Annotated in this window: 15 protein-coding genes; 8 read left to right on the top strand and 7 right to left on the bottom strand. The window is 62.4% G+C overall.

Features of this window, described 5'->3' with window-relative positions; all coding sequences use genetic code 11:
• Positions 1-138: 138 nt before the first annotated feature.
• Complete coding sequence (locus J3P86_RS11740; protein ID WP_305495087.1) at positions 139-1,077, bottom strand: LysR family transcriptional regulator; 939 nt, start codon at positions 1,075-1,077, stop codon at positions 139-141.
• 113 nt (positions 1,078-1,190) lie between these two features.
• Here J3P86_RS11740 and J3P86_RS11735 point away from each other — a divergent pair, with 113 nt between their 5' ends.
• The 4 genes from J3P86_RS11735 to J3P86_RS11720 all read left to right on the top strand — a co-directional run bounded on the left by J3P86_RS11735 (position 1,191) and on the right by J3P86_RS11720 (position 9,529).
• Entirely contained in the window at positions 1,191-2,372 is a 1,182-nt protein-coding gene (locus tag J3P86_RS11735) for a fumarylacetoacetate hydrolase family protein (protein WP_434624168.1), read from the top strand.
• Between the two features lie 46 nt (positions 2,373-2,418).
• Positions 2,419-4,203 (top strand): IlvD/Edd family dehydratase, encoded by a 1,785-nt coding sequence (locus tag J3P86_RS11730; RefSeq protein WP_434700350.1) that lies wholly within the window; start codon positions 2,419-2,421, stop codon positions 4,201-4,203.
• 191 nt (positions 4,204-4,394) lie between these two features.
• Positions 4,395-9,179 (top strand): RHS repeat-associated core domain-containing protein, encoded by a 4,785-nt coding sequence (locus tag J3P86_RS11725; RefSeq protein ID WP_434700349.1) that lies wholly within the window; start codon positions 4,395-4,397, stop codon positions 9,177-9,179.
• Positions 9,176-9,529 (top strand): hypothetical protein, encoded by a 354-nt coding sequence (locus J3P86_RS11720; protein ID WP_434700348.1) that lies wholly within the window; start codon positions 9,176-9,178, stop codon positions 9,527-9,529. The genes J3P86_RS11725 and J3P86_RS11720 overlap by 4 nt, the downstream gene beginning before the upstream one ends.
• 253 nt (positions 9,530-9,782) lie before the next feature.
• Here the strand turns inward: J3P86_RS11720 and J3P86_RS11715 are convergent, their stop codons facing one another.
• Positions 9,783-11,519 (bottom strand): OPT family oligopeptide transporter, encoded by a 1,737-nt coding sequence (locus tag J3P86_RS11715; RefSeq protein WP_434700346.1) that lies wholly within the window; start codon positions 11,517-11,519, stop codon positions 9,783-9,785.
• 231 nt (positions 11,520-11,750) lie between these two features.
• Between J3P86_RS11715 and J3P86_RS11710 the strand changes: the two genes are divergently transcribed.
• The 4 genes from J3P86_RS11710 to J3P86_RS11695 all read left to right on the top strand — a co-directional run bounded on the left by J3P86_RS11710 (position 11,751) and on the right by J3P86_RS11695 (position 15,344).
• The gene (locus J3P86_RS11710) at positions 11,751-12,521 is read left to right on the top strand and encodes a substrate-binding periplasmic protein (RefSeq protein WP_434700344.1); all 771 of its coding nucleotides are present in this window, start codon (positions 11,751-11,753) and stop codon (positions 12,519-12,521) included.
• A 1-nt stretch (position 12,522) separates the two neighbouring features.
• Positions 12,523-13,866 (top strand): GGDEF domain-containing protein, encoded by a 1,344-nt coding sequence (locus tag J3P86_RS11705; protein ID WP_434700632.1) that lies wholly within the window; start codon positions 12,523-12,525, stop codon positions 13,864-13,866.
• 24 nt (positions 13,867-13,890) lie between these two features.
• Entirely contained in the window at positions 13,891-14,625 is a 735-nt protein-coding gene (locus J3P86_RS11700) for a substrate-binding periplasmic protein (protein ID WP_434700343.1), read from the top strand.
• 188 nt (positions 14,626-14,813) lie between these two features.
• Positions 14,814-15,344, top strand: coding sequence for a cupin (locus J3P86_RS11695; RefSeq protein WP_434652083.1), 531 nt, complete (start codon positions 14,814-14,816; stop codon positions 15,342-15,344).
• 15 nt (positions 15,345-15,359) lie between these two features.
• Here the strand turns inward: J3P86_RS11695 and treS are convergent, their stop codons facing one another.
• The 5 genes from treS to J3P86_RS11670 form a co-directional block, all read right to left on the bottom strand.
• Positions 15,360-17,426, bottom strand: coding sequence for a maltose alpha-D-glucosyltransferase (gene treS / locus J3P86_RS11690; protein ID WP_434700341.1), 2,067 nt, complete (start codon positions 17,424-17,426; stop codon positions 15,360-15,362).
• Between the two features lie 541 nt (positions 17,427-17,967).
• The gene (locus J3P86_RS11685; protein ID WP_434700339.1) at positions 17,968-19,230 is read right to left on the bottom strand and encodes an alpha/beta fold hydrolase; all 1,263 of its coding nucleotides are present in this window, start codon (positions 19,228-19,230) and stop codon (positions 17,968-17,970) included.
• Positions 19,227-20,192, bottom strand: a complete 966-nt coding sequence (locus J3P86_RS11680) for an alpha/beta hydrolase (RefSeq protein ID WP_434700337.1) — start codon at positions 20,190-20,192, stop codon at positions 19,227-19,229. The genes J3P86_RS11685 and J3P86_RS11680 overlap by 4 nt, the downstream gene beginning before the upstream one ends.
• Positions 20,189-21,217, bottom strand: a complete 1,029-nt coding sequence (locus tag J3P86_RS11675; protein WP_434700336.1) for a phosphoglycerate dehydrogenase — start codon at positions 21,215-21,217, stop codon at positions 20,189-20,191. Before J3P86_RS11675 ends, J3P86_RS11680 begins: the two co-directional genes overlap by 4 nt.
• Positions 21,218-21,247: 30 nt before the next feature.
• Positions 21,248-22,645: an OprD family outer membrane porin gene (locus J3P86_RS11670; protein WP_434700335.1), complete on the bottom strand. Its 1,398-nt coding sequence runs from the start codon at positions 22,643-22,645 to the stop codon at positions 21,248-21,250.
• Positions 22,646-22,674 lie beyond the last annotated feature (29 nt).

Genomic DNA, 22,674 nt, shown 5'->3' with positions numbered 1-22,674 from the left:
GCAAGCTCCCTCGCCACGGGGTTTGGTGCTGGCTGGACCCATGTCTTCGCGAGCAGGCTCGCTCCCACCGGGGTTGTGATTTACCTCAGTAGAAAATCCACTGTGGGAGCGAGCCTGCTCGCGAAGGCGGCGGCACTGTCAACCACTCTGGCGGGCGTTGTCCTTGAGGATCTCGGCAAACTCCAGCGCCGCGCCCACCAGCGGCTCGTCCTTTCGCGTGAGGATGCCGTAATCCTGCGGCACCAGGTGCAACGGGGTATCGAGGGTCTTGAGCTGGCCGCTTTCCAGCAGCGGATCAACCATCGCATTGGGCAGCATGCCGATCATCGGGCCGCGTTTCAGCACCTGGAGGAAGGTCTGCATGGAAATCGTATCGATGGTGTTGCGCGGCATCCGCACGCCCGCTTCGGCGAACGCCAGTTCCATGCGGGCGCGGATCGGCGTGCCGACCGGGTAGAGAATCCATGGCAGGTCCACCAGTTGCTGCAGCGATATCGGCCCGGCGTCTGCCAGCGGATGCCGGTCGTTGACGACGATGCAGAACGGTTCCGGAGCCAGGGGCTGGAAGTCGTAGCGCTGCTGCTGGCTCTGCTCGGTAAACCGCGCCACGGCCAGGTCGAGCTTCTTCTCTTCCAGCATCTTCATCAGGTGATTGCTGGTCTGCTCTACCACCTCGATGGACAACAACGGCCAGCGCTGCTTGATCTGCAGGATCGCCTCGGGCAGGGCCACCGCGGTCGCGGCAAAGATCCCGCCGACCTTGAGATAACCATGGCCGCCCTCCCGCAGGCTGCTGATCTGCTCGACGAACGAGCGCGCGTCATTCAAAGCGATCTGTGCGTAGCGCAGCACATGCTCGCCCAGCGCGGTGGGCGGCATGCTGCGCGGACGCCGCTCGAACAGGGCGAAGCCGAGCAGGCTCTCGATTTCCTTGAGCATCTTGCTCACCGCCGGCTGGCTGAGGTTCATCTGTTCGGCCGCCAGGTGCATGTTGCAGGTGCGGCCCAAGGTATCGATCAGCAGCAGATGGCGGAATTTGAGCCAGCCGCAGAAGCTGGAAAAGGACAGATCGGACATGGGCAACCCTCACGATGCAATAACCGGACGTTATCAGATACTGAATATATCTCATTGGAGTTCATCACCAGCGCGCCCTAGCTTGAAAGCTTTACGAACCAGGAAGACTGCCCATGTCGCTGATGCTTACCCCCGAGAACACGCTGCCGGTCGATGGCCTGGCCGGCACCCTGATTGGTCGTGCCTGGGTCCCTGGCCGGGTCGCCGGGCCTTCGCCAATCGTGCTGCGCAGCGACGGAGTGTTCGACCTGTCGGAGCGTTTCGCGACGTTGAGCGATTTGCTGGAAACGCCCGCGCCGCTGACAGCGGTCAGGCAAACGCCTGGCACGTTCATCGCCAGCGTCGACGCGCTGCTGGCCAACACCGGCATGCATGCTGACCCGACCAAGCCGTTCCTGTTGCCGCCCTTGGACTTGCAAGTGATCAAGGCCGCCGGCGTGACCTTCGCCGCGAGCATGATCGAGCGGGTGATCGAGGAGCAGGCTGGCGGTGACGCGGCCCGGGCCGAAGCCGTGCGCGCGACGGTGCACAGCGTCATTGGCGACAACCTGCGCTCGATCGTCCCGGGCTCCGAGCAAGCCATGCGCCTCAAGGCCTTCCTTATCGAACAGGGCATGTGGTCGCAGTACCTAGAGGTCGGCATCGGACCGGACGCGGAAATCTTCACCAAGGCGCCGGTGCTGGCCGCCGTCGGCAGCGGCAGCCAGATCGGCATTCATCCAGCCTCGCAATGGAACAACCCGGAACCGGAAGTGGTGCTGGCGGTGAATAGCCGCGGCCAGATCCACGGCGCCACCCTGGGCAACGACGTCAACCTGCGGGACATCGAAGGCCGCAGCGCGTTGTTGCTGAGCAAGGCCAAGGACAATAATGCCTCGTGCGCCATCGGGCCGTTCATTCGGCTGTTCGATGAACACTTCAGCCTGGACGACGTGCGGGCCTGCGAGGTCGATCTGCAGGTACACGGCGAAGACGGTTACCGCCTGCACGGCTGCAGCTCCATGAGCCAGATCAGCCGCGACCCGCAGGACCTCGCAGGCCAGACACTCAACGCCAACCACCAATACCCGGATGGCTTCCTGCTGTTTCTCGGTACCCTGTTCGCCCCCACCGAGGATCGCGACCACGCCGGCAGCGGTTTCACCCACAAACTGGGCGACCGGGTCAGTATCAGCAGCCCGTTGCTCGGCTGTTTGCATAATCAGGTGACTCACAGCTGCGAGGCCGCGCCCTGGACCTTCGGCGTCGGCGCCTTGCTGCGTAATCTCGCCGCGCGGGGGCTGCTCGATCGCTGAGCCCGACAGATCGTCGATTCATCCAATTACAAGAGAGAAATGAATCATGAGTGACACGCCAAAACGCCGCCTGCGCAGCGAGCAGTGGTTCAACGACCCGGCTCACGCGGACATGACCGCCCTGTATGTCGAGCGCTACATGAACTACGGGATGACTCGCGAAGAGCTGCAATCGGGCCGGCCGATCATCGGCATCGCCCAGACCGGCAGCGACCTGACGCCCTGCAATCGTCATCACCTGGAGCTGGCGCAACGGGTCAAGGCCGGCATCCGCGATGCTGGCGGCATCCCGATGGAATTCCCGGTGCACCCGATCGCCGAACAGTCGCGCCGGCCCACTGCCGCCCTGGACCGCAACCTGGCCTACCTGGGCCTGGTGGAAATCCTCCATGGCTACCCGTTGGACGGCGTGGTGCTCACCACCGGCTGCGACAAGACCACCCCGGCGTGCCTGATGGCGGCGGCGACCACCGACCTGCCGGCCATCGTGCTCTCCGGCGGGCCGATGCTCGACGGCCATCACAAGGGCGAACTGATCGGCTCCGGCACCGTGCTCTGGCACGCACGCAACCTGATGGCCGCCGGCGAAATCGACTACGAAGGCTTCATGGAAATGACCACGGCGGCATCGCCCTCCGTGGGCCACTGCAACACCATGGGTACCGCGCTGTCGATGAACGCCCTGGCCGAAGCCCTGGGCATGTCGCTGCCCGGTTGCGCGAGCATTCCGGCGCCCTATCGCGAGCGCGGGCAGATGGCCTACGCCACCGGCAAGCGCATCTGCGAACTGGTGCGCCAGGACGTGCGCCCATCCCGGATCATGACTCGAGAGGCGTTCGAAAACGCCATCGCCGTCGCCTCGGCACTCGGCGCATCGAGCAATTGCCCGCCGCACCTGATTGCCATCGCCCGGCACATGGGCGTCGAACTGAGCCTGGACGACTGGCAGCGGATTGGCGAAGACGTGCCGCTGCTGGTCAACTGCATGCCGGCCGGCAAGTACCTCGGCGAAGGCTTCCACCGCGCCGGTGGCGTGCCGGCAGTCATGCATGAACTGCAAAAGGCCGGGCGCCTGCACGAGGACTGCGCCACGGTCAGCGGCAAATCGATTGGCGAAATCGTCAGCAGCAGCCTGACCAGCAACGCCGATGTCATCTACCCGTTTGATACCCCGCTCAAGCATCGCGCCGGATTCATCGTGCTCAGCGGCAATTTTTTCGACAGCGCGATCATGAAGATGTCGGTGGTCGGCGAGGCGTTTCGCAAGACCTACCTGTCCGAGCCCGGCGCCGAAAACAGCTTCGAAGCCCGGGCGATCGTGTTCGAAGGGCCGGAGGATTACCACGCGCGGATCGACGACCCGGCGCTGGACATCGACGAGCGCTGCATCCTGGTCATTCGCGGCGTTGGCACCGTGGGTTATCCGGGCAGCGCCGAGGTGGTGAACATGGCGCCACCCGCAGCGTTGATCAAACGCGGTATCGACTCCCTGCCCTGCCTGGGCGACGGCCGCCAGAGCGGCACCTCGGCGAGCCCGTCGATCCTCAACATGTCCCCTGAAGCGGCGGTGGGCGGCGGCCTGGCGCTGCTGCAAACCAACGACCGGCTGCAAGTGGACCTGAACACCCGCACCGTCAACCTGCTGGTCGACGAGGCCGAAATGGAACGGCGCCGTCGCGAATGGACACCGAGCATCCCGCCCTCGCAAACGCCCTGGCAGGAACTCTATCGGCAACTGGTCGGGCAGCTGTCCACCGGCGGCTGCCTGGAGCCGGCCACGTTGCATTTGCGGGTAATCGCCCGGAGTGGCGAGCCGCGGCATTCGCACTGACTCGGAGCGCCCGGTCGTGAGTGGCCGGGCGTTTGGGAGCACTTAAAGAAGCCTCCTACATCACCCGTCTCCTTGTCTGACTTATTTCCCTAGCCTTCCTCGGCAAAGTCTCGCGCACCCCGATTTTTCGCGAGACGCCTGCCCATGTTCGACCGATTTTTCCTGCTGGCCGCTGATCAGACCGCTTCCTGATGGATCAGGTGCGCCGCATCGAGGCGGAACTCGACAGCTTCAAAGACAGCCTTTCCCTCTACCGCGAACAACTCGACCGCTGGTACGCCCGTGCGGCGGACCGGGCCAGCCAGGCGGCCGACTTGCCTTCGCTGATGGGCATGGAACGGGTGCTTCTTTTTGGTGGCAACGCCACGACGGTCAGCAGCCGCGACAGTGATTTTCACTCGACCGTCGCTCGATGCCCCAAGGGTGGGGTCCTGACGATCGAGAGCAAGCTCGAGTCGGTGTACGACATTCCGCTCGGCGACATCGTGGTGGATGTAGTGTCGGTGGACAGCGGCGAGGTCACCCCCGTCCAGCTGAATGCCCAGGGCGTCGGGACCTTCAAAGGCGAAGCGGGTCGCTACTACCGGGTTCACGTTCAAAGCGAAGTCACCCCCAGGCAGATCGAGGACCTGTTTTCTTCCTACAACGGCCTGACTGCTGATCTGACGGACTGGCTGCGTAGCGAATGGCAGGTTTTCAAGCCGCAATGGGCGCAGCAATCGTCGGCGGCCGCGGTGGGCAATGGCCTGCTCGCCGGCGGTTGGGCGGCCATCGAGGGCGTTTGGGACAGCATCAGCTTGCTCTCGGACATCCTCAAGGACCCGAGCCGGTTTGGCGATCAATTGGGCAGCGGTGCGGCGGACCTGATCGAACTTGCCGAGTCGTCCCCGCAGATCATGGCCAAGCTGCAGTTGCTCGCCAGCGACGAAGCGGCGCTGTGCCTGCTGGTGCGCACCGCGAGTCTCTGGCTGGACATGCTGCCGCCCAGCGAAGTGGCCGGCGGCACGGCCGAAGCGTTGTCCATGGTAGTCGTGCAGCTGGTGATCGACCTGCTGATCGGCGTGGTATTGACCTTCGCCGGGGCGGGCGCCGGGATTGCCTACCTGTCGATGCGCCTGGTCCGGCACAGCGCCCGGCTACTGGACGCGATGACGCGTTTCATCCGGGCGATCTTCGCGGTGGTGAACGGGTTCATGGCCTACGTGGACCGCTACAAAACCGTGGCGGCGCGAGGCATCGCCGCTGGCGTGAAAAAAGGCCGGATGCAATTGCGCTGGGACGCGCAGCGCAACACCACGCTGAAAAAAGACGAAGCCCACGACGACGCCCCCACCCCATCGAAAAACCCCAACGGCGACCCCGCCGACAGCGCCGCCCAGACCCGCACCGACGGCTGTCCGGTGTCGATGGTCACTGGCGAGGAACTGCTGACCCTGGAGGACGGCACCCTCGACGGGCGCTTGCCCTTCGTCTTCACCCGTCTCTATCGCACCAGCGCCGCCGAGCTGGACGTCGGCCTCGGCCGTGGCTGGAGCCATGGCCTGGCCCATCGCCTGGTGATCGAGGGCGAACAGGTGACCTGGATTGATCAGGAAAACCGCCGCACCACCTTCCCTCGCCCCAACCTGCAACGCCCGGCGATCCACAACAGCCTGGCCCGCGCGGCGATCTACCTGAGCTGCGAGCCGGACGAACTGATCATCGCCCAGCCCGGCGAAGACGCCCCTTTCCTGCACTTTCGCGACGGTCATCTGACGGCGCTGAGCGATCGGTACGACAACCGTCTGACCGTCCAGCGCAACATCTACGGCGACATCAGCCGCCTGGACAACGGCGCCCGGCGCGGTCTGCGGTTGCGCTACGAGCATCGCCACCTGGTTGCCATCGACTATCAGAGTTTTGACCCGAAACAGCATCCGGACGATGCCTGGCGCACCGAACAGACGCTGGTGACCTACCGCTACGACGGCCGTTTCCGACTGGTAGAGGCGACCAATGCCGCTGGCGAAAGCGAGCGCTACGACTACGACGACCAGCACGTCATCCTCCAGCGGCAACTGGCCGGCGGCGCAAGTTTCTACTGGGAATGGCAAGGCCTCGGCCCGGCGGCGCGCTGTGTGCGGCACAGGGCGTCGTTCGCGCAGATGGACAGCCACTACAGCTGGGGCGAAGACGGCAGCGTCACGGTCCGGCATCGGGACGGCAGCCAGGAGGTGTACGTCCACGACGACCGTGCGCGGCTGGTGCGCCAGGTCGATCCCGTTGGCGGCGAACAGCTCAAGGCTTATGACGAGCAGGGTCGGCTGACCGCCGAGCAGGATCCGCTGGGCGCGGTCACCGAATACCGCTACGACGAAGCCGGACGGCTGGTGGCGCTGATTCCGCCTGAAGGCGAGCCCACGTCCTACGAATACCGCAACGGTTTCCTGCACGCCCGACAGCGCGGCAAAGCCGTGTGGACCTACCGGCGTAATGCCCAGGGCGATGTGGTCGAGGCCATCGACCCGGATCGTCACAGCACCCGATACGCCTATGACGCCCAGGGGCAACTGCTCTCGATACGCTACCCGGACGGCGGCACCCATCATTTTGTCCGCAATAGCCAAGGCCAGCTGACTGAAGAAACCCTGCCCGACGACAGCCAGCGGAGTTTTTCCTACGACACGTTGGGGCGGCTGCTGACCCGCAAGGACGAACATGGCGCGATTACCCACTACCAGTGGGATGCCGTCGGCCGCTTGCTGCAAACCACCCTGCCCACCGGCGCCACCCGCGCCTGGAGCTACAACGCCTACGGCAAGGTCACCGCCGAACGCGACGAACTGGGGCGCATCACCCGCTACGAATACGCCGACGATCTGCACCTGATCAGCCGGCGGCTCAATCCCGATGGCAGCGAACTGAAGTATCGCTACGACTCGGCGCGGCTGCTGCTCACCGAAATCGAGAACGAGGCCGGCGAAAAATATCAGTTGGCCTACACGCCCAACGGATTGATCCGACAGGAAACCGGCTTCGACGGCCAGCGCACCGGCTACGCCTACGACCTCAACGGCCACCTGCTGGAAAAGACCGAGTTCGGTGCCGATGGCAGCCAGCGGCTCACCGCTTATCAGCGCGACAGCGCTGGCCGCCTGTTGCGCAAGACCTTGCCCGACGGCAAACCGGTCGAGTACCGCTACGACGCCCTCGGCCGGCTGGTCAGCGTCGACGACGGCCACTGGCCGCTGGCCTACGAATACGACAACCAGGACCGCCTCGTCGCCGAACACCAGGGCTGGGCCACCCTGCACTATCGCTACGACGAGGCCGGCCGGCTGACCTACTGCCGCCTGCCCGACCGCAGCACCCTCGACTACCGCCACCTCTATGGCGGCGCGCTGCTAGCCATCGACCTCAACGGCCAGTGCCTGACCGAACACCGCTTCACCGGCACCCGCGAACGCCAGCGCCAGCAAGGCCTGCTGCTCAGCGACTACAACTACGACGAACAGGGCCGCCTCAAGGCCCAGACCGTATGGCAGACCCAGCAGAAGCAATTGTTCTGGCGCGACTATTCCTACAGCGCCAACGGCAACCTCGCCACGCTGTCCGACAACCGAAACCGACGCGCCTACCACTACGACCCGCAAGATCGCCTGCTGCGCATCGACTACGCCCACAGCCAGCCCCCCGAGCACTTTTCCCACGACCCGGCCGGCAACCTGCTGCTGCACGACCGCCCCGGCCCGACCACCCTCAAGGGCAACCGCCTGCTGATGGAGGGCGATCGCCACTACGACTACGACGCCTACGGCAACCTGGTCCGCGAGCGCCGCGGTAAAACCCAGTGCCTGATCACCGAATACCGCTACGACAGCCAGCACCGCCTTATCGGCCTCACCACCCCGGAAGGCAACGAAACGTCCTACCGCTACGACGCCTTCGGCCGACGCATCGAAAAGACCGTGGACGGCCAGACCACCGAATTCATCTGGCAAGGCGACCAGCTCATCGCCGAAAGCAGCGACCATCATTACCAAAGCTACGTCTACGAGCCCGGCACCTTCCGCCCCCTCGCCCTGCTCGAAGGCCAAGGCCCAAAAAACGCCACGCCGTTCTACTACCACAACGACCACCTCGGCACACCGCAGGAACTGACCAGTCACCAGGGCGAAGTCGTCTGGGCGGCGCGCTACACCGGCTACGGCAAACTCACCAAGCTGGCCCACGGCGCCGGCAAGCAACTGACCCAGCCGTTGCGCTTCCAAGGCCAATACCACGACCTGGAAAGCGGCCTGCACTACAACCGGCATCGCTACTACAATCCGGACACGGGGCGGTATCTCACGCCTGACCCGAGCAAGCTGGCGGGTGGGCTCAATGGGTACCGGTACACCCTGAACCCGACGGGGTGGGTGGATCCGTTGGGGTTGGAAGATTGCCCGGGGGACGGATGTAAGAAGCCGGCGGTTGGGGAGCAGGATCCGGCGGCTAAGGTTGGAGTGGATGAGGGTGAGCCGGCGCTGCCGATGACGGCGGAGCAGCGTCGGGCGCGGATTGATGCGTTGGCGGAAGCGAATGCCTATCGGCGTTTGGACGAGATGGAGCGATCAATCGACGGCGCGCACTTCCTGCAGAAACATGGTGCTCAAACTACGGCGGATGCTCAGCTGGAGCGTGTAACGACAGGGCGAAATCCTGGGACTGGGGAAATCGATGTTTATAGAAGCGGAAGAAATATAGGTCAGCCTGCGATTCCATCTGCAGCAACTCGTTTTTTCAGTCATCGCGACCAAATCAATGCTATTCATCGGGCTCAACTTATTTTCAGACACGCAGGCATGGCTGCATCTAGAAAGCCAATTGAAATGACACGGACAATTGGTGAGGGTTATAAACGAGAAAATCTGGAATATGGTCAACAAACCAAGGCGATAGTTATCCTTGATAGGAATGGCCTACCAAAAACAGCTTATACAGGATCGGAGATATGAAAAAGCCATATGATTTGCATGACATCTGGGCGTTACTTTTTGTCTTCAGCATTGAAAACACCCATGACGTGGCGCGCGAGGAAATAATAACTTCAAAAAACGTTAATAATGATGAAGAGCTTGGGCAGCTATTCGATTTGCTGGTTCGCCCGGAGTTCCTATTTTACAGTCCGAAGGAACGTATTTTGTTGATTGACACTCTCAGCTATTTCCTCGAGAACAATGATAGCTTTGATAGAGTTTTCTTAAAATTGGATACGTATTTTGATGAGGACGTTCGGGATCAACGTAGATTTATGCAAATACTATTAAACTCTTTAATCAGGTATAGATCCGAGATTGAGAATTAGAATTAGAATTAGGGCTTTGACAGTTTCGATGCCCAAGAATATCGGCCAAAGAATGCGAACCTCTACTGCACCGCCAAACCGTTTTCCGTGGCGAGGGAGCTTGCTCCCGCTGGGTCGCGAAGCGGCCCCAAAACATTCTGCGTGATCAGCCGGGCACACCAAGGGGGGGCTGCTGCGCAGCCCAGCGGGAGCAAGCTCCCTCGCCACGGTGGGTTGCAGACACATGTAAGCTGCCACTCATAGATACCCCTACTCACATATTCCCAACCATCTCCCACAACGACGCCCCTACCCCGGTAATGCTCTCCCCCGCAATCAACCCCGCCGCCGCCGTAATAGCGAAGCGTTCCGTGAGGCTTGGCCAGCGGCAGCTCACCAGCCAGGTGAGTACGGCGCCGAGGGCCATCATCAGCGATACCGAGGCCGGCAGGACAAAGGCCAGGCCCAAGGCCGCCGTGCTTGGCAGGTAGCGGGCCCGATGGGCCGGCAGCAGGCTGTCGAGGATGCCCAGCAGCAAGCCGGCGATGGCGCCGATGAAAATCGCCCAGCGGATGCTGGCTGACAGTGAGTCCAGGCCATGGGTGAGGGTCTGTGCCACGGCCTTCCAGGTGGCGACCGCCGGGGCCGGCCACTCTTCGGTGAGCAGCATGGTCTGGGGGTCCGGGATCAGCGCCAGATAGGCCAGCACGCCGACGATGCTGCCGATGAAGATTCCCAGGGTCTGCGCCTGCAGTTGTTTGCGCGGCGTGGCGCCGATCGCTCGGCCCACCTTGAAATCGTTCATCAAATCTGTGCATTGCCCGGCCGAACCGCCGGCGGTATTGGCACTCATCAGATTGATCGGCACCTGGCCCGGGGCGACGATGCCGAAACTCAACTGGGACAGTTGCCCGATGGCACCGATAGGCGGAATACCCGTGGCGCCAACCACACGGGCCGCCACCGCCGCCAGGCAGATGGCCAAGGGGATGGTCAGCAGCGCCATCCACGGATTGATGCCGAACAACAGCGCTTGCAGGCTTACCACCAGAAAGATCGCCAACAGGAAACCGAGGGCGGGGCCGGCCTTGGGAACCACCCAGGTCGCCGCGCCGCTGGCCTTGGTGGAACCGTGCAAGGCCCACAGGCGAATCGCCAGGGAAGCCAGCGTCGAGCAGACCATCAGGCTCACCCCCGGCCACAGCAGCCACTCCACCAGCACCGCAAATTGCGGTCCACTGCTGCCGGGCGGTAACTGCACCAGGCCATTTTCCAGCAGCCACGGCGCCAACCCGCCCCACGCCAGCAGCGCGCCGAGCAGCAGGGTCAAGCCGACGCGGATGCCGATGATGCCGCCGAACCCCACCAGCAACAGCGAAGGGTCTGCGGTAAAGGTCAGGCGCTCCAGTTGGGCGCTCGGCGACCAACGCGGGATGGTCCACCAAAACGTATCCACCCACTTGGCGAGCCCGGACAGCAGCGCCGCGCCGAGCAGCACCTTGAGCCGCGTCGCGGCTTCCTGGCCATGGTTGTAGATGTGCAGGAGGGTTTCCAGGGTCGCCATGCCTTCGGGGAACCTCAGCGCCTTGTCATTGAGCAATGACGGCCGCAGGTACCAGGCAATCCAGATGCCCAGGAAGCTCACCGAAAATACCCAGGCAATCATCGGCACCGGGTCCAGTTGCTGGCCGGTCAGCAAGGTGTACGCCGGAATGGGCGCGACCAGCCCGCCGGAGATGATCGACGCCGCTGCCGACGCAACGGTCTGGTTGATGTTGCTTTCGTGCAACGTCCACGGCAGCCCCGCGGCCGAGCGTTTGGCCAGGCCTTGCCAGATGCCGTAGCCGACCAGCAAGGCAATGATCGACATGTTGAACGACCAGCCGATTTTTAATCCGGCATAGACATTGGAGGGCGTCAGGAGGATGCCAAGCACGATCCCCGTGATGACCGCGCGCGGACTGAATTCGCGTTCGACGGGGAGGACATGCGGGCTCGAAATCTGGTCCATGCGAATTCCTTATCGGCAAAAAACAGTCGGCTCAGCCGAGCCAACTACCTGACAAGTGAGTGCTGTATCGACGCAAGGTTCACCGACGGTGGTTCTGGCGACCACGGGATAGAGCCGTCAGCCCCGACAATCGAACGCTCTCCTCAAGCAGCCCCCCACCTGGCCGATAACCTGTGTGACGGCGGCCCTCCGGCCTCGTCAGGCTCTGCTGGTCGCATAGGGTGATGATCAATGGCTTTGCAGCTTAACCGCTTACTGATGTCTGGCGTCCTGATGCTCCTGCTTGCAGGTGGGTCGGCGTTGGCCATCGCGGCTGAGCCGCCGCTGCGCATCGTCACGGAGGAGTTGCCGCCCTACAACATGACGCAGAACGGACGCGTGACCGGCATGAGCACCGAGGTCGTCGAGGCCGTGCTCAAGGAAATCGGCGTCCAGGCGTCGATCCAGCCCATGCCCTGGGCCCGCGCGTACGAGTTGGCGCTCAATGAAAGCAATGTCCTGATCTATTCGATCGTCCGCACGCCCGCACGCGAAGCGCTTTTCCAGTGGATCGGCGCCATCGCCCCGACCCAGTGGTACATCTACTCCCTGGCTGAGCGGCCAGTGAAGCTCAACTCCCTGGCCGACGCCCATGGGCACCAGATCGCGACCGTCAATCAGGATGTCGGCGAGCAATACCTGGTCTCGAAGGGATTCCGCATCGGCAAAGATCTGCAATCGAGCACCCGATACGAACACAACTACCGCAAGCTCAAGGTCGACCATGTGGAGTTGTGGATTTCCAACGAACTCAACGCGCTGTACCTGACTCGGCAGAATGGCGAAGACCCGGAAAAAGTCCTCATCCGGTCATTGCCGCTGCCCGAACTGAGCAGCGCCGACGGCTTGAACATGGCATTCAGCCGCAACACGCCGGCGCAAACCGTCGAGAAATTCCGCGCCGGCCTGGAGGCCATTCGTCGCAACGGCGTCTACGATGCCATCGCGCGCAAGTGGTTATGAGATGGACGGCAACTTCGCCCCGGCGCCCTTTCAACGACCACAGGCCAAGGCCCTCAGCTCCCTGGGGCGTCGACTGGTGCTCGCGACGCTGCTGTTCTGTCTGATTTTCACCGTGGCGATGGTGACATGGCGCACCTGGCTGGCCTGGGAAAGCAACCTGGCGGAGATGAATTCCGAGCTGGGGCTGATCGACCAAGTGTTCCAGGACACCCTGGCCCATGCCATCTGGGAAATGGATCGCGAGTCCCTGGACAAGCAGCTCAACAGTGTCGCCAGTGCCGCGCCGGTCGGACGCGTGGTCCTGAATGTCCTGCGGCCCGGCCGCTCACCGGAAATCATCGAACTCAACCGCTACACCAGCGGTAACGCCGGCTCGGCACCGGTGTTGCAGCGCCAGCTCATCGCGCAACCCTATCTCGGCGCCCATGAAAAAGTCGGCGAGCTGATCATCGAGGGCGATAACCAACTGCTCTGGAAGCGCCTGTGGGGCGAAGCGCGCACCATCGTCATTACGCAAATCATCCAATCGATGCTCCTGGCCGGGCTGGTCATGACCATGTTCAACCGCCTGGTGACCATCCATGTGGTGCATATTGCCCGGCATTTGGGTGAGCTCGCTCCGCAAACTCTCAAGCGTCACCTCAAATTGCAGCGCTCGGTCAACCGCCAGGACGAACTGAGCCTGCTCGAAACCCAGGTCAACGAACTGCAGGACAATCTCCACGCGCACCTGGAACGCCAGCGTTCGGACGAACTGGCGATCGCCGCCAGCCGCGATCAACTGGTCGAACTGGTCGAGGCGCGCACGGCGGAACTCAAGGCCGCCAACCAGGCCCTCGAAGCCTTGTCCCGCCACGACGCCTTGACCGGCCTGGCCAACCGTCGCCACTTCGACGAACTGAAGGAAGTCGAATTCCGCCGCGCCATGCGTCATAGGACGCCGCTGGCGGTGCTCATGTGCGACGTGGATTTTTTCAAGATCTACAACGACACCTACGGCCACATGAACGGCGACCTGTGCCTGCAACAGATAGCCGAAACCCTGCGTGACGTGTTCGGGCGCTCCGGCGAGCTGACCGCACGGGTGGGTGGCGAAGAGTTCGTCGTCGTGCTGCCCAACATCGACGCGCAGCAGGCCTGCGAGGCGGCCGAGAGGCTGCGCGCCGCCCTGGCCGAACGCAAGCTGCCTCACAGCGGCTCATCGGTCTCGCCCTTCGTCACACTGAGCATCGGCGTCGCCGAGCTGGACCCCGAGATCATGGATCATTTCGATCCACTGATGCAACGCGCCGACCAGGCGCTGTACCGGGCCAAGCACCAGGGACGCAACCGCGTCTCCCTCTGAAGATCCGCCAACGTCGAGGTCTGTATGCGCCACTCTCTGCTGCTCTGCTCCTGCGTACTCCTGGCCTTGATCAGCCTCACAAGCCAGGCCGAAATGATCGAGGTCGTGACCGAGGACTCGCTTTACGCGTATCTGCGCGATGACAAACTCGTCGGCCCCGGTATCCATATTGCGTCCGACACGCTGCAACAGGCCAACCTCAGCGATTTCCGCATGGCGCTGTATCCCTGGGCGCGGGCTTATGAGATGGCCTTGCGCGAACCCAACGTGCTGATTTTCCCACTGGATCGCACCCCGGCCCGGGAGCAGCTGTTCAAGTGGGTCGGTGAAATCCATCGTTCCACCAGCCGGCTCTACAAGCTGCGCGACGCCGACCCCATCACTGTCCGCAACCTTGAAGAGGCCAAGCAGTACAGCATCGGCGTGATACGCAATGACGCCAAGCAGATCTATCTGCAAGAACGTGGCTTCAGTCGTCTGGTCGTGTCGGCGAACAACCACGACAACTTCCAGAAACTGTTGAACCGTCAGGTCCAACTGGTGCCGATGCCGGAGAACACGGCACGCCTGATGAGCCAGGATGCCCAGATGGATTTCAATCAGCTGGAGGAAGTCTATGCCCTCGACGAGCAGCCCCACCGGGTCTACCTGGCTTTCAGCCTGAGCACACCGGACGAAACGGTCGCCCGTGCCCAGCGCGCGTTTGAAGCGCTCAAGGCATCGGGCGAAGTCGAGCGGATCATGAAGGAGAAGCGTTGACGAGCGGCACCGGTCAGCGACGTTGAACTCTCGCATCGCAAACATCGTCTAGCCCATTAGATTCTGTGGGAGCGAGCCTGCTCGCGAAGACGGCGGCACATTCGACATCAGTGTCGTCTGTCACACCGATTCGCGAGCAGGCTCGCTCCCACATTCCTGGGTTCGGCTACAGCGATGGAGATGTATCGATGAGCACACTGAACTCGGCATCGGAGTCCATTCAGACCCTGATGCTGGAACGCAACGATTGGGTACCCAACCACCCGCGCCTGCCGGTGATCATCTACCGTGACGCGATGACTGCCCAGGCAGGTGACCTGGCCGCCCAGCTGGAAGAGATGTTTCGCAGCAACGGCTGGCCGCCGCAATGGCGCTACGGGATCTACGATTTCCACCATTACCACACGGAGGGCCACGAAGTCCTGGGCGTCGCCAGCGGTCAGGCGCGCTTGATGATCGGCGGCCCCGATGGCCAAGTGATCGGCGTCCAGGCAGGCGACGTGTTGCTGCTGCCTGCTGGCACCGGGCATTGCAACCTGGGTTCCAGCGAAGATTTCCTGGTCGTCGGAGCGTATCCACCGGGCCAGCAGGCCGACATCTGCCGGGAAGCGCCGAGCGCGGCGCAACTGGCAAACATCGACGCGCTACCGTTTCCTGATCGGGACCCCGTGCAGGGATCACCGGGGGCCGTCGGCCGATATTGGACCAAGCCCCGTTGAGCCTGCCGGGCCCGGCTAGATCATCGGCGAACTGCTCACCACCCGCAGCGCCAACCCCTCGAACGCATCCAGAGTAATGGTGAACTCACCCTCGGGCGTGAGATCCCCTTCGACCCGCTCATTGATGATGTCCACCACCGGCCCCGGTGCGATACCTGGCAGGTGCAGGGTTTCGGTGATCGGCGTCGAACCGAAGTTCAGCGCGGTGATCTGCGTGCCTTTGCCGGCTGGCAGTTCGTGAACCATGATCAGCAGCCCCGGATGCTCGACGTCCGGGATGAGGATCTGGCGGCTCGCCGCGATGTCGTAGGCGCGGCGCGCGGCCAGGATCCTGCGCAATTGCGAGGCGAACGAATCCGGATCCTTCAACTGGCTCGGCAGGCTGCCGTACAAGGTCTTTGGACGTGGCATCTGCCCGGCTGACAGCGGCGCTTCCGGGTTGAGGTCGACCAGGTCGTAGGCACCGCGATGAATCCAGCGCGTGTCGCCGTCGCGCATCAGGTGCTCGACCTGTTCCGCCGGCAACGGCAACGCTCCCACCAGATCCCAGCCAGACAAGGCGAACACGCCCGGTTGCATGGCGTTGAACATCACCAGCAGCAGATGCACCTGGCGAATCTGCTGGATATCGGCCGCTGTGATCGCGTCGAGGTCGCGAATGCCCAGGGCGGCGGTGATGATGCTCGCCGTGGTGCAAGACACGCCGTTGGTGACGAATTTCAGGTTGTAAGGCGCATGCTCGCCGGACAAGCGTTCATACATCTGCTCGCGGATGTGCTCGCGCAGGATGCTGCCGGGAAACGTCTGGCCTTGATACAGGTAGGTGTCGTGGGCATGCAGCGTCCAGAAGTGCACCAGCTCCAGGGTCAGTTCATCGTGATTCTGCAAGGCGTGGATCAGCGAGCCCGGGTCGATGCCGAAGCTGTGCATCTGGCGCAGCATCAAGCGCAGGAATTCGGTGTCGCCCATCAGCAGGGCGTGCTGGTAGGCCGGTCGGGTGATGAAGTCGTAAGACAGGTCCGCCCCGCCGTGGGACATGGCGGCAATGTCGTCGAGGGTCAGGTTCAATTCCTGGAAGCTGAAACCGCCGGCCTTGCGAATCGCCCCGCCGAGCAACTGGTTGCCGGTGATCGACAGCGGATGGCTTTCGGACCAGGCGGTGCCATCGAGCTTGCGCTCCACGCCGAGGAATCCGTTGGCGTCCAGCCGGAGGATTTTCGCCCCCATGACATCGATGGCGTGCAGCGCATCGCCAATGATCATCTGCTGCGCGGCAAAGGTCGGGTCCAGCCAGTTCAGCGACGGCTGCCCTTCCTTGAAATAGTGCAGGTAAACCCAACGCCGTGGCTTGCCGTCGACGCCCAGGATGATCGGCGTCGCGCTCCAGTCGGTTTCCTTGACGCCAGGCTCGAAGAAAATCACTCGCTGCAACTGGCCGACGATGTAGTGCTTGTCCCGCAGGGCATCCACCTGCTGCGCGGTGAGGTTCTGGGCATCACGCCCCTCCCCGACCTCGGGCAGCAGCGGCCAGTCTTCCTCGCGAATTTCCACCATGTGGTAGAGGCCCGGATAGTCTTCGTAAGCCATCTCCGCCAGGCGAAAATCGGCGCCCTTGCCGGTGTGGGACGGGATGACGTCGTCGATGACCACCGCGTTGTGTGCAGCGGCCATGCGGGTCAGTGCCTGGAGTTGAGCGTCGGTGCCCAGCTCAGGGTCGATGTCGAAGCTGATACGGTCGAAATTGCCATCGATGGTTGGCGTGTAGTCAGTGCCGCGCAGGCCGCCGGATCTTTTCAGCGGACCATTGTGGATGCCCTGGATGCCGATTTTCGACAAGGCGTGCCACAAGGTTTCGTCGCCCAATGCCTCGAGCACCGTGCCATTTTCCCGGGTGACGATGGAGGCTGGGTATGCGGTAAACCACACAGAGGAAAGCGCTGAAGCATCACGGGGCCGGGTGTGCGCATAGGGCTGCTGCCACAAGCGTCCTTGCCCCGAATAGAGCTTGGCCCGCTGCCGCGCCGCGTGGAGCATCGATTGTTCGACCAGCCAGTCGACATGATTTTTCTCAGCCATCGTCATAAAAATCCCTGTCGTGAAGAAAAAACCGGACCGGCTGCCGACATCGGCGGCGCCGCTCATTAGTCATATGAGGCTCTGGCCCGGTATTCGTTGCATTGAGGCACGAAGCGGTGGGTATTCGATGGGTGAACCCGAACCAAGGTGGGAGCGAGCTTGCTCGCGATGGCGTCAGCCCAGACGCCTCAAAATACCGTGGCGAGGGAGCTTGCTCCCGCTCGGCTGCGCAGCAGTCGCAAAACCGGTAGATGCGGTCTGCCTGAAAGACTGCCGGGGCCCGCTTCGCAGGCCAGCGGGAGCAAGCTCCCTCGCCACGGGGATTTGCTCCGGCATGGCGGCTCGTGTTCAGGCTGATGTCCCGCCGCAAATCGGACTGACCCACCCCTGTGGGAGCGAGCCTGCTCGCGAACGCGTCAGCCCAGACGCCTCAAAATCCCGTGGCGAGGGAGCTTGCTCTGGCATGGCGGTTCGTGTTCCACAGCCTGCGTTACCGCCTTCGCGAGCAGGCTCGCTCCCACAGGGGTTGAGGTGGCATGAAACAGACTCAGTCGTCGTTGAACGGTGCTGCCACGTCTCTTTCGCCTGGCGCCCCGGGGTTCTGCAGGATGGAGCAATTGGAACCATGCTCCTGTCCATCGAACCGGGCCTCGACAAAGGCAAACACGTCGTCCAGGGAACCATGTAGTACCCCGTCATGCCCCAGGCCTTCATACGTCCGCCACGTCACCGGATTGCCAGCGGCACACAACGCCGCCGCGACCGCGTATTGCCGCTCTGGCGTAATGGTCTGATCCGCCTTGCCCGTGGCGATGAACACCGGAAAAGCAATCGACGCCTGGGGCATGTCAGTCGTCGGCATGCGCGCAGCGTTCAATGCCTCTGGGGTAATCGTGAACAGCTCGGCAAACGAACCAATCTGCAACGCCTTGGACTTTTGCCCAATATCACCGGTACAGCCTTGCCGGGCGACGCTCAACAGTTCGAGCCCCTTGGCCGTCAGGATGCCTTCGATCGGTGGCCCATCCTCACGCAACGCGCCTGACGCCATTGCCAGGAACACCGTATTGGACTGGCGCGGCGGCAGCTTGATGGGGCCTTCGGGGAATGTGCTGTTCGGCGCCGTGAGCACCGCGCCCAGAATGGGCAGTTCCGGTGCGTAGGTGCCAGCAAGGATCGCCGCGCCCAGTGCCGCCCCGCCGCCCTGGGATTGTCCGGCCAGGACAACGCGATTGGCGATCAGGCCTGGCTTGAAGGCTTGGGCAGCGCGAATCGAGTCCAGGACCGAGCGTCCCTCGGCCTGCCAGAACGTATAGGGATGCGGTCCCGGTCCTCCCAAGCCTTGATAATCGCTGGCCACCACGGCGAAGCCGCGCGCGAGCCAGCGATTGATGTACGCCGCGTCACGCTCACGCAATCCCGCCCAGGAAGGCGCACAGGCATCGGCGATGCCCAGCGTGCCGTGAGCCCAGGCCAGCAGCGGCCAGCCTCCGGCCGGAGGATTTCCTGCCGGCAGATACAAAGCTCCGCTGACCGGAACGAGACCGGACTGCCAGCGCTGATCGATGGAGCTGTAGAGCAGACGCAAGGCCCGCGCGGCGGCAGGCATTTGAGCCTGAACCGCCATGGCCTCGCTGCGCAGCAGCACGCCAGGCTGCGCAGGCATCGCGTCAGACCATCGATAAAACGGCGACAGCTGCATGTCTCCGGCAGCGGGACCGACGGGAAGCGTGCCGGCCGCCATCGCGTTGGCTGCCACGACAATGACCGCCCCCACGCAAATTCCTCTGAAGGCTTGGCGGATACTCATGGAAAGTTTCCCCGTCCGGAAAATGCCTTGCGCAAGGCGTTGCCCTGCGCAGCGATGACGTTGCGTGCGACAGGAGCCACCTCATTGAAGCGAATGAACCCGTGAGGCATGTTCGCGAGTACTTGCAGATCTATTGTCACGCCCGCGCTTTGCAATCGACTCGCCAGCTCACGGTTTTCGTCCACCAGCGGATCCAGTTCACCGACCACCAATCGCACCGGCGGCAGGCCCGCCAATTCACCAATGATCGGCTGCACCCTCCAGTCGGCCTCGTCATTGGCCAGGTAGCTGGCCCAGTAAGCGTGCATGGTCTCGACCGACAGATTCTGGCCGCCGTAGCCGCCAAGTCGCTGCCAGGAATCGGAGGTCAGGTCCCGCGAGTAGCTGCCGTAGAACAGCAATAGCTGCCGCAACGCATCGATTCCCGCGTCGCGTAGTGCAATGGCGACGCCCAAGGCGAGATTGGCGCCTGCCGAATCGCCGCCCAGGGCATAGCCGCGTACCGGGCAGTCGGTGATAGCGCCGAGCTTGATGACCCGGCTGACGATCGCCGCCACCTCGTTGAACGCCACCGGAAAGCGATGTTCCGGCGCCAGCGCATAGTCGATGGAGAGCACCGCCAGGCCACTGTCGCGCACCAACTGGCGCAAAGGTGCGTCCCAGCCGGCGAGCGAACCGTGGCGGAATCCGCCGCCATGGCAGTAGAACATCAGGCAAGGCGTCTCATCGCCCTCCGGCCAATAGAGTTTGCAGGGCACCGTTCGCCCATCAACGGCAAAGCCCAGGGTCCGCTCGTAGGACAGCGGCACGCTGCGTTGCGCCGCCCAGGCATTGATCCGTTCCAGATGCGCCCGGACGCTGTGCACGTCCCCATGAACGACGGGCAGCAATCCCTGCTCCCGGAGCGCGCCGACCACGGCCGTCAGGTCGGGATGCACCGGCGGATTTTCGTCGCGACTCATGGCCGGTTATCCACGCGGCTCTCGCAGCCGACAGTTCGACGTCCGTCCGCGATGACGCAATGGCTGGGCGGGCTGCGTCCTTCCAGGACGGCCACCGCGCATTGGGCGGCGATCAGATTGGTGCGATTGAGCCCTTCCACCGTGGACGCGCCGACATGGGGCGTCACGATCACGTTCGGTAGCTGAATCAGTTGTTCGGTCACCGGCAAGAGCGAGGGGTCCGACTCGCTTTCGAAGACGTCGAGCCCTGCCCCTGCGATTCGCTTTTCGCGCAGGGCCCGCAGCAGATCGGCATCGCGCACCAACCCGCCCCGCGCGGTGTTGATAAGCACCGCGGAACGCTTCATCAGGTTAAGCGCGCGCTCATCGATCAGTCCTTGGGTTTGCGCATTGAGCGGCGCGTGAAGGGTAATGAAGTCGCTTTGCCTGAGCAGCGTATCCAGGTCAACAAAATTACCGTCGGCCTCGGCGCCGCCTGGATGAGGCGTATAGATCAGCGGCCTGACTTCAAACCCGGACAAGCGCTGCAGGACACCCCGGCCAATCCGGCCCAACCCGACGATGCCAACCGTCTTGCGGTACAGATCACCGCCCAGGGGGATCGACCAGTCATTGGCCGACAAGCCCATTTGGCAGCGCTTGAGTTGACGGCAAACGGCGAGCATCAGCGCAACGGCGTGGTCGGCGACGCTGGCATCGTTGCCGCCAGTAGCAATGGTCGCCACCTTCCCTGCCGCTGCCACCGCTGCCGTATCGACCCGCTCATAACCGACGCCGCGACGGGCGATGACTTGCAGGCGCGGCAGTGCACCCAGCAGGCTGGACGTGACATTCGCGTGCCCGACGATCCAACCGTCGGCGTCTGCCAGCAGGTCGATCAGCTGCCGTTCATTCAGGTCACCATCGGCTTGGCCGGGCGCCAGCTCCGCGACGACCACCTCACAGCCATGGCTCTCCAGAAAGTCGCTGGCCATGGCGTCGAAAAACCGCTGTGTAACCACTATTTTATGGCGATGGTCAAACATCACGGACCTCTTGATAGAAACGTCCAGCGTTCAAAACGCGTAATCCAGATACACCCTGGCCTCCGAGCCGCTGACCACGTTGTCGGGTTGTGCGGATATCAATGCGACAAAGTCCTGGTCAATCCGGTAATCGATATAAATCAAGCCGACCGAGAGCCCGGCGTATTCCTTTTCATCGAAGCGATAATAGAGACGGTATTCATTCTGTCGCTCGGTCACATCGGTGCGGCGGCCGCTGAATGGATCGGTGGCGTCAAACTGACCTTGCTTATAAATAGTCATGACTTTGAAACCGTCCAGCGAAGCCCCCAATAAAGAATGTCCGCTCAAGTCATATTCGGCGCCGATTTGCCAGGTTCGCTCGCCATCGTTATTGAAGTCGTTGCCGGAGCGTGTCCAGGCATCCATCCTGCCGTCGACATTGTCCGCATGATCAAAGTAGGCATAACCGAGTTGCCCATTGCTCAACTCGGCTTTGGTCTCGGAAAACGAAACACCCAGGCGAAGTTTGTCGAGCAACAAACCAACGTTGATATTCAACCAGCTCGCATCATCGTCATAAGCGGCCTGGCCGGCCTGCCAATCACGCTCCCAGATACGTCCGGCCTTTTCGAACTCATAATATTGAGTGTCCAGTACGATCCCGGCTTTATCGCCGAGAGGCGCTTTCAACGTGAGTCCGTATCGAGTGTTTTCATTGAAGTCCCGCGATACGCCATGGTCGTAGCCAAGTTCGATGGCCTTCAGGTCGTATTTGACGCCGTAGGTGTACAGGTCTTTTATTTCCTCGCCCGACTGACTCAACAAATGCTCGAACTCTTCTCTGTCCCGAGGCGACGTACGGTTGATATAGGCCGTTTCGAACCCCAGCGTGCCGGGAAGCGGACCAATGCCCATCTCGGTGAAATTCAGATGAGCCCGACCTCCCTGGTAGGACCCAGGGACAATCCGCGTGTCGAGCGTGACCAGCGTTCCCGCATCGAACCGGCCCCGCCCTATCTGGGAGTCGACGTTCCAGCCATTCCCCTCATAACGCAATTTGAAATAACTCTGCCCGACTTTTGCGAAACCGCCATTCGTGCCATCGCTGTCATCGAACAAGTCCCGGCCGTTATCTTTGGAATCGATCATTGCCACGCCATACAGCGAGGCGTCAAACCCTACGACGCCGGCCCAATAACTTGAGTTGTAATCCAGAATTGCGCCGATTCCGGTACCGCCCAGTTTGTTGCCGTCCGGAAAACCGCCAAAACGGTCTTCGATCAAATCGTTAGATATTCGAGTATTGATATAAACCGAGCGCAGATAAGCATTCAACTTTCCTTCATGCTGGAACCGGTCCGGATAACTGATCGTTGCTGAAAGAGCCACTTCAGACACAAACATTGTCGACAGCAACGTCATAGCGACGGCGTTAATCGATTTCATCGACCACCTCATCTATTATTTTTATTTTG

The sequence above is a fragment of the Pseudomonas sp. D1-1 genome (assembly GCF_051132225.1).
GTDB lineage: Bacteria > Pseudomonadota > Gammaproteobacteria > Pseudomonadales > Pseudomonadaceae > Aquipseudomonas.
This window is presented reverse-complemented; position numbering and strand designations above follow the sequence as displayed.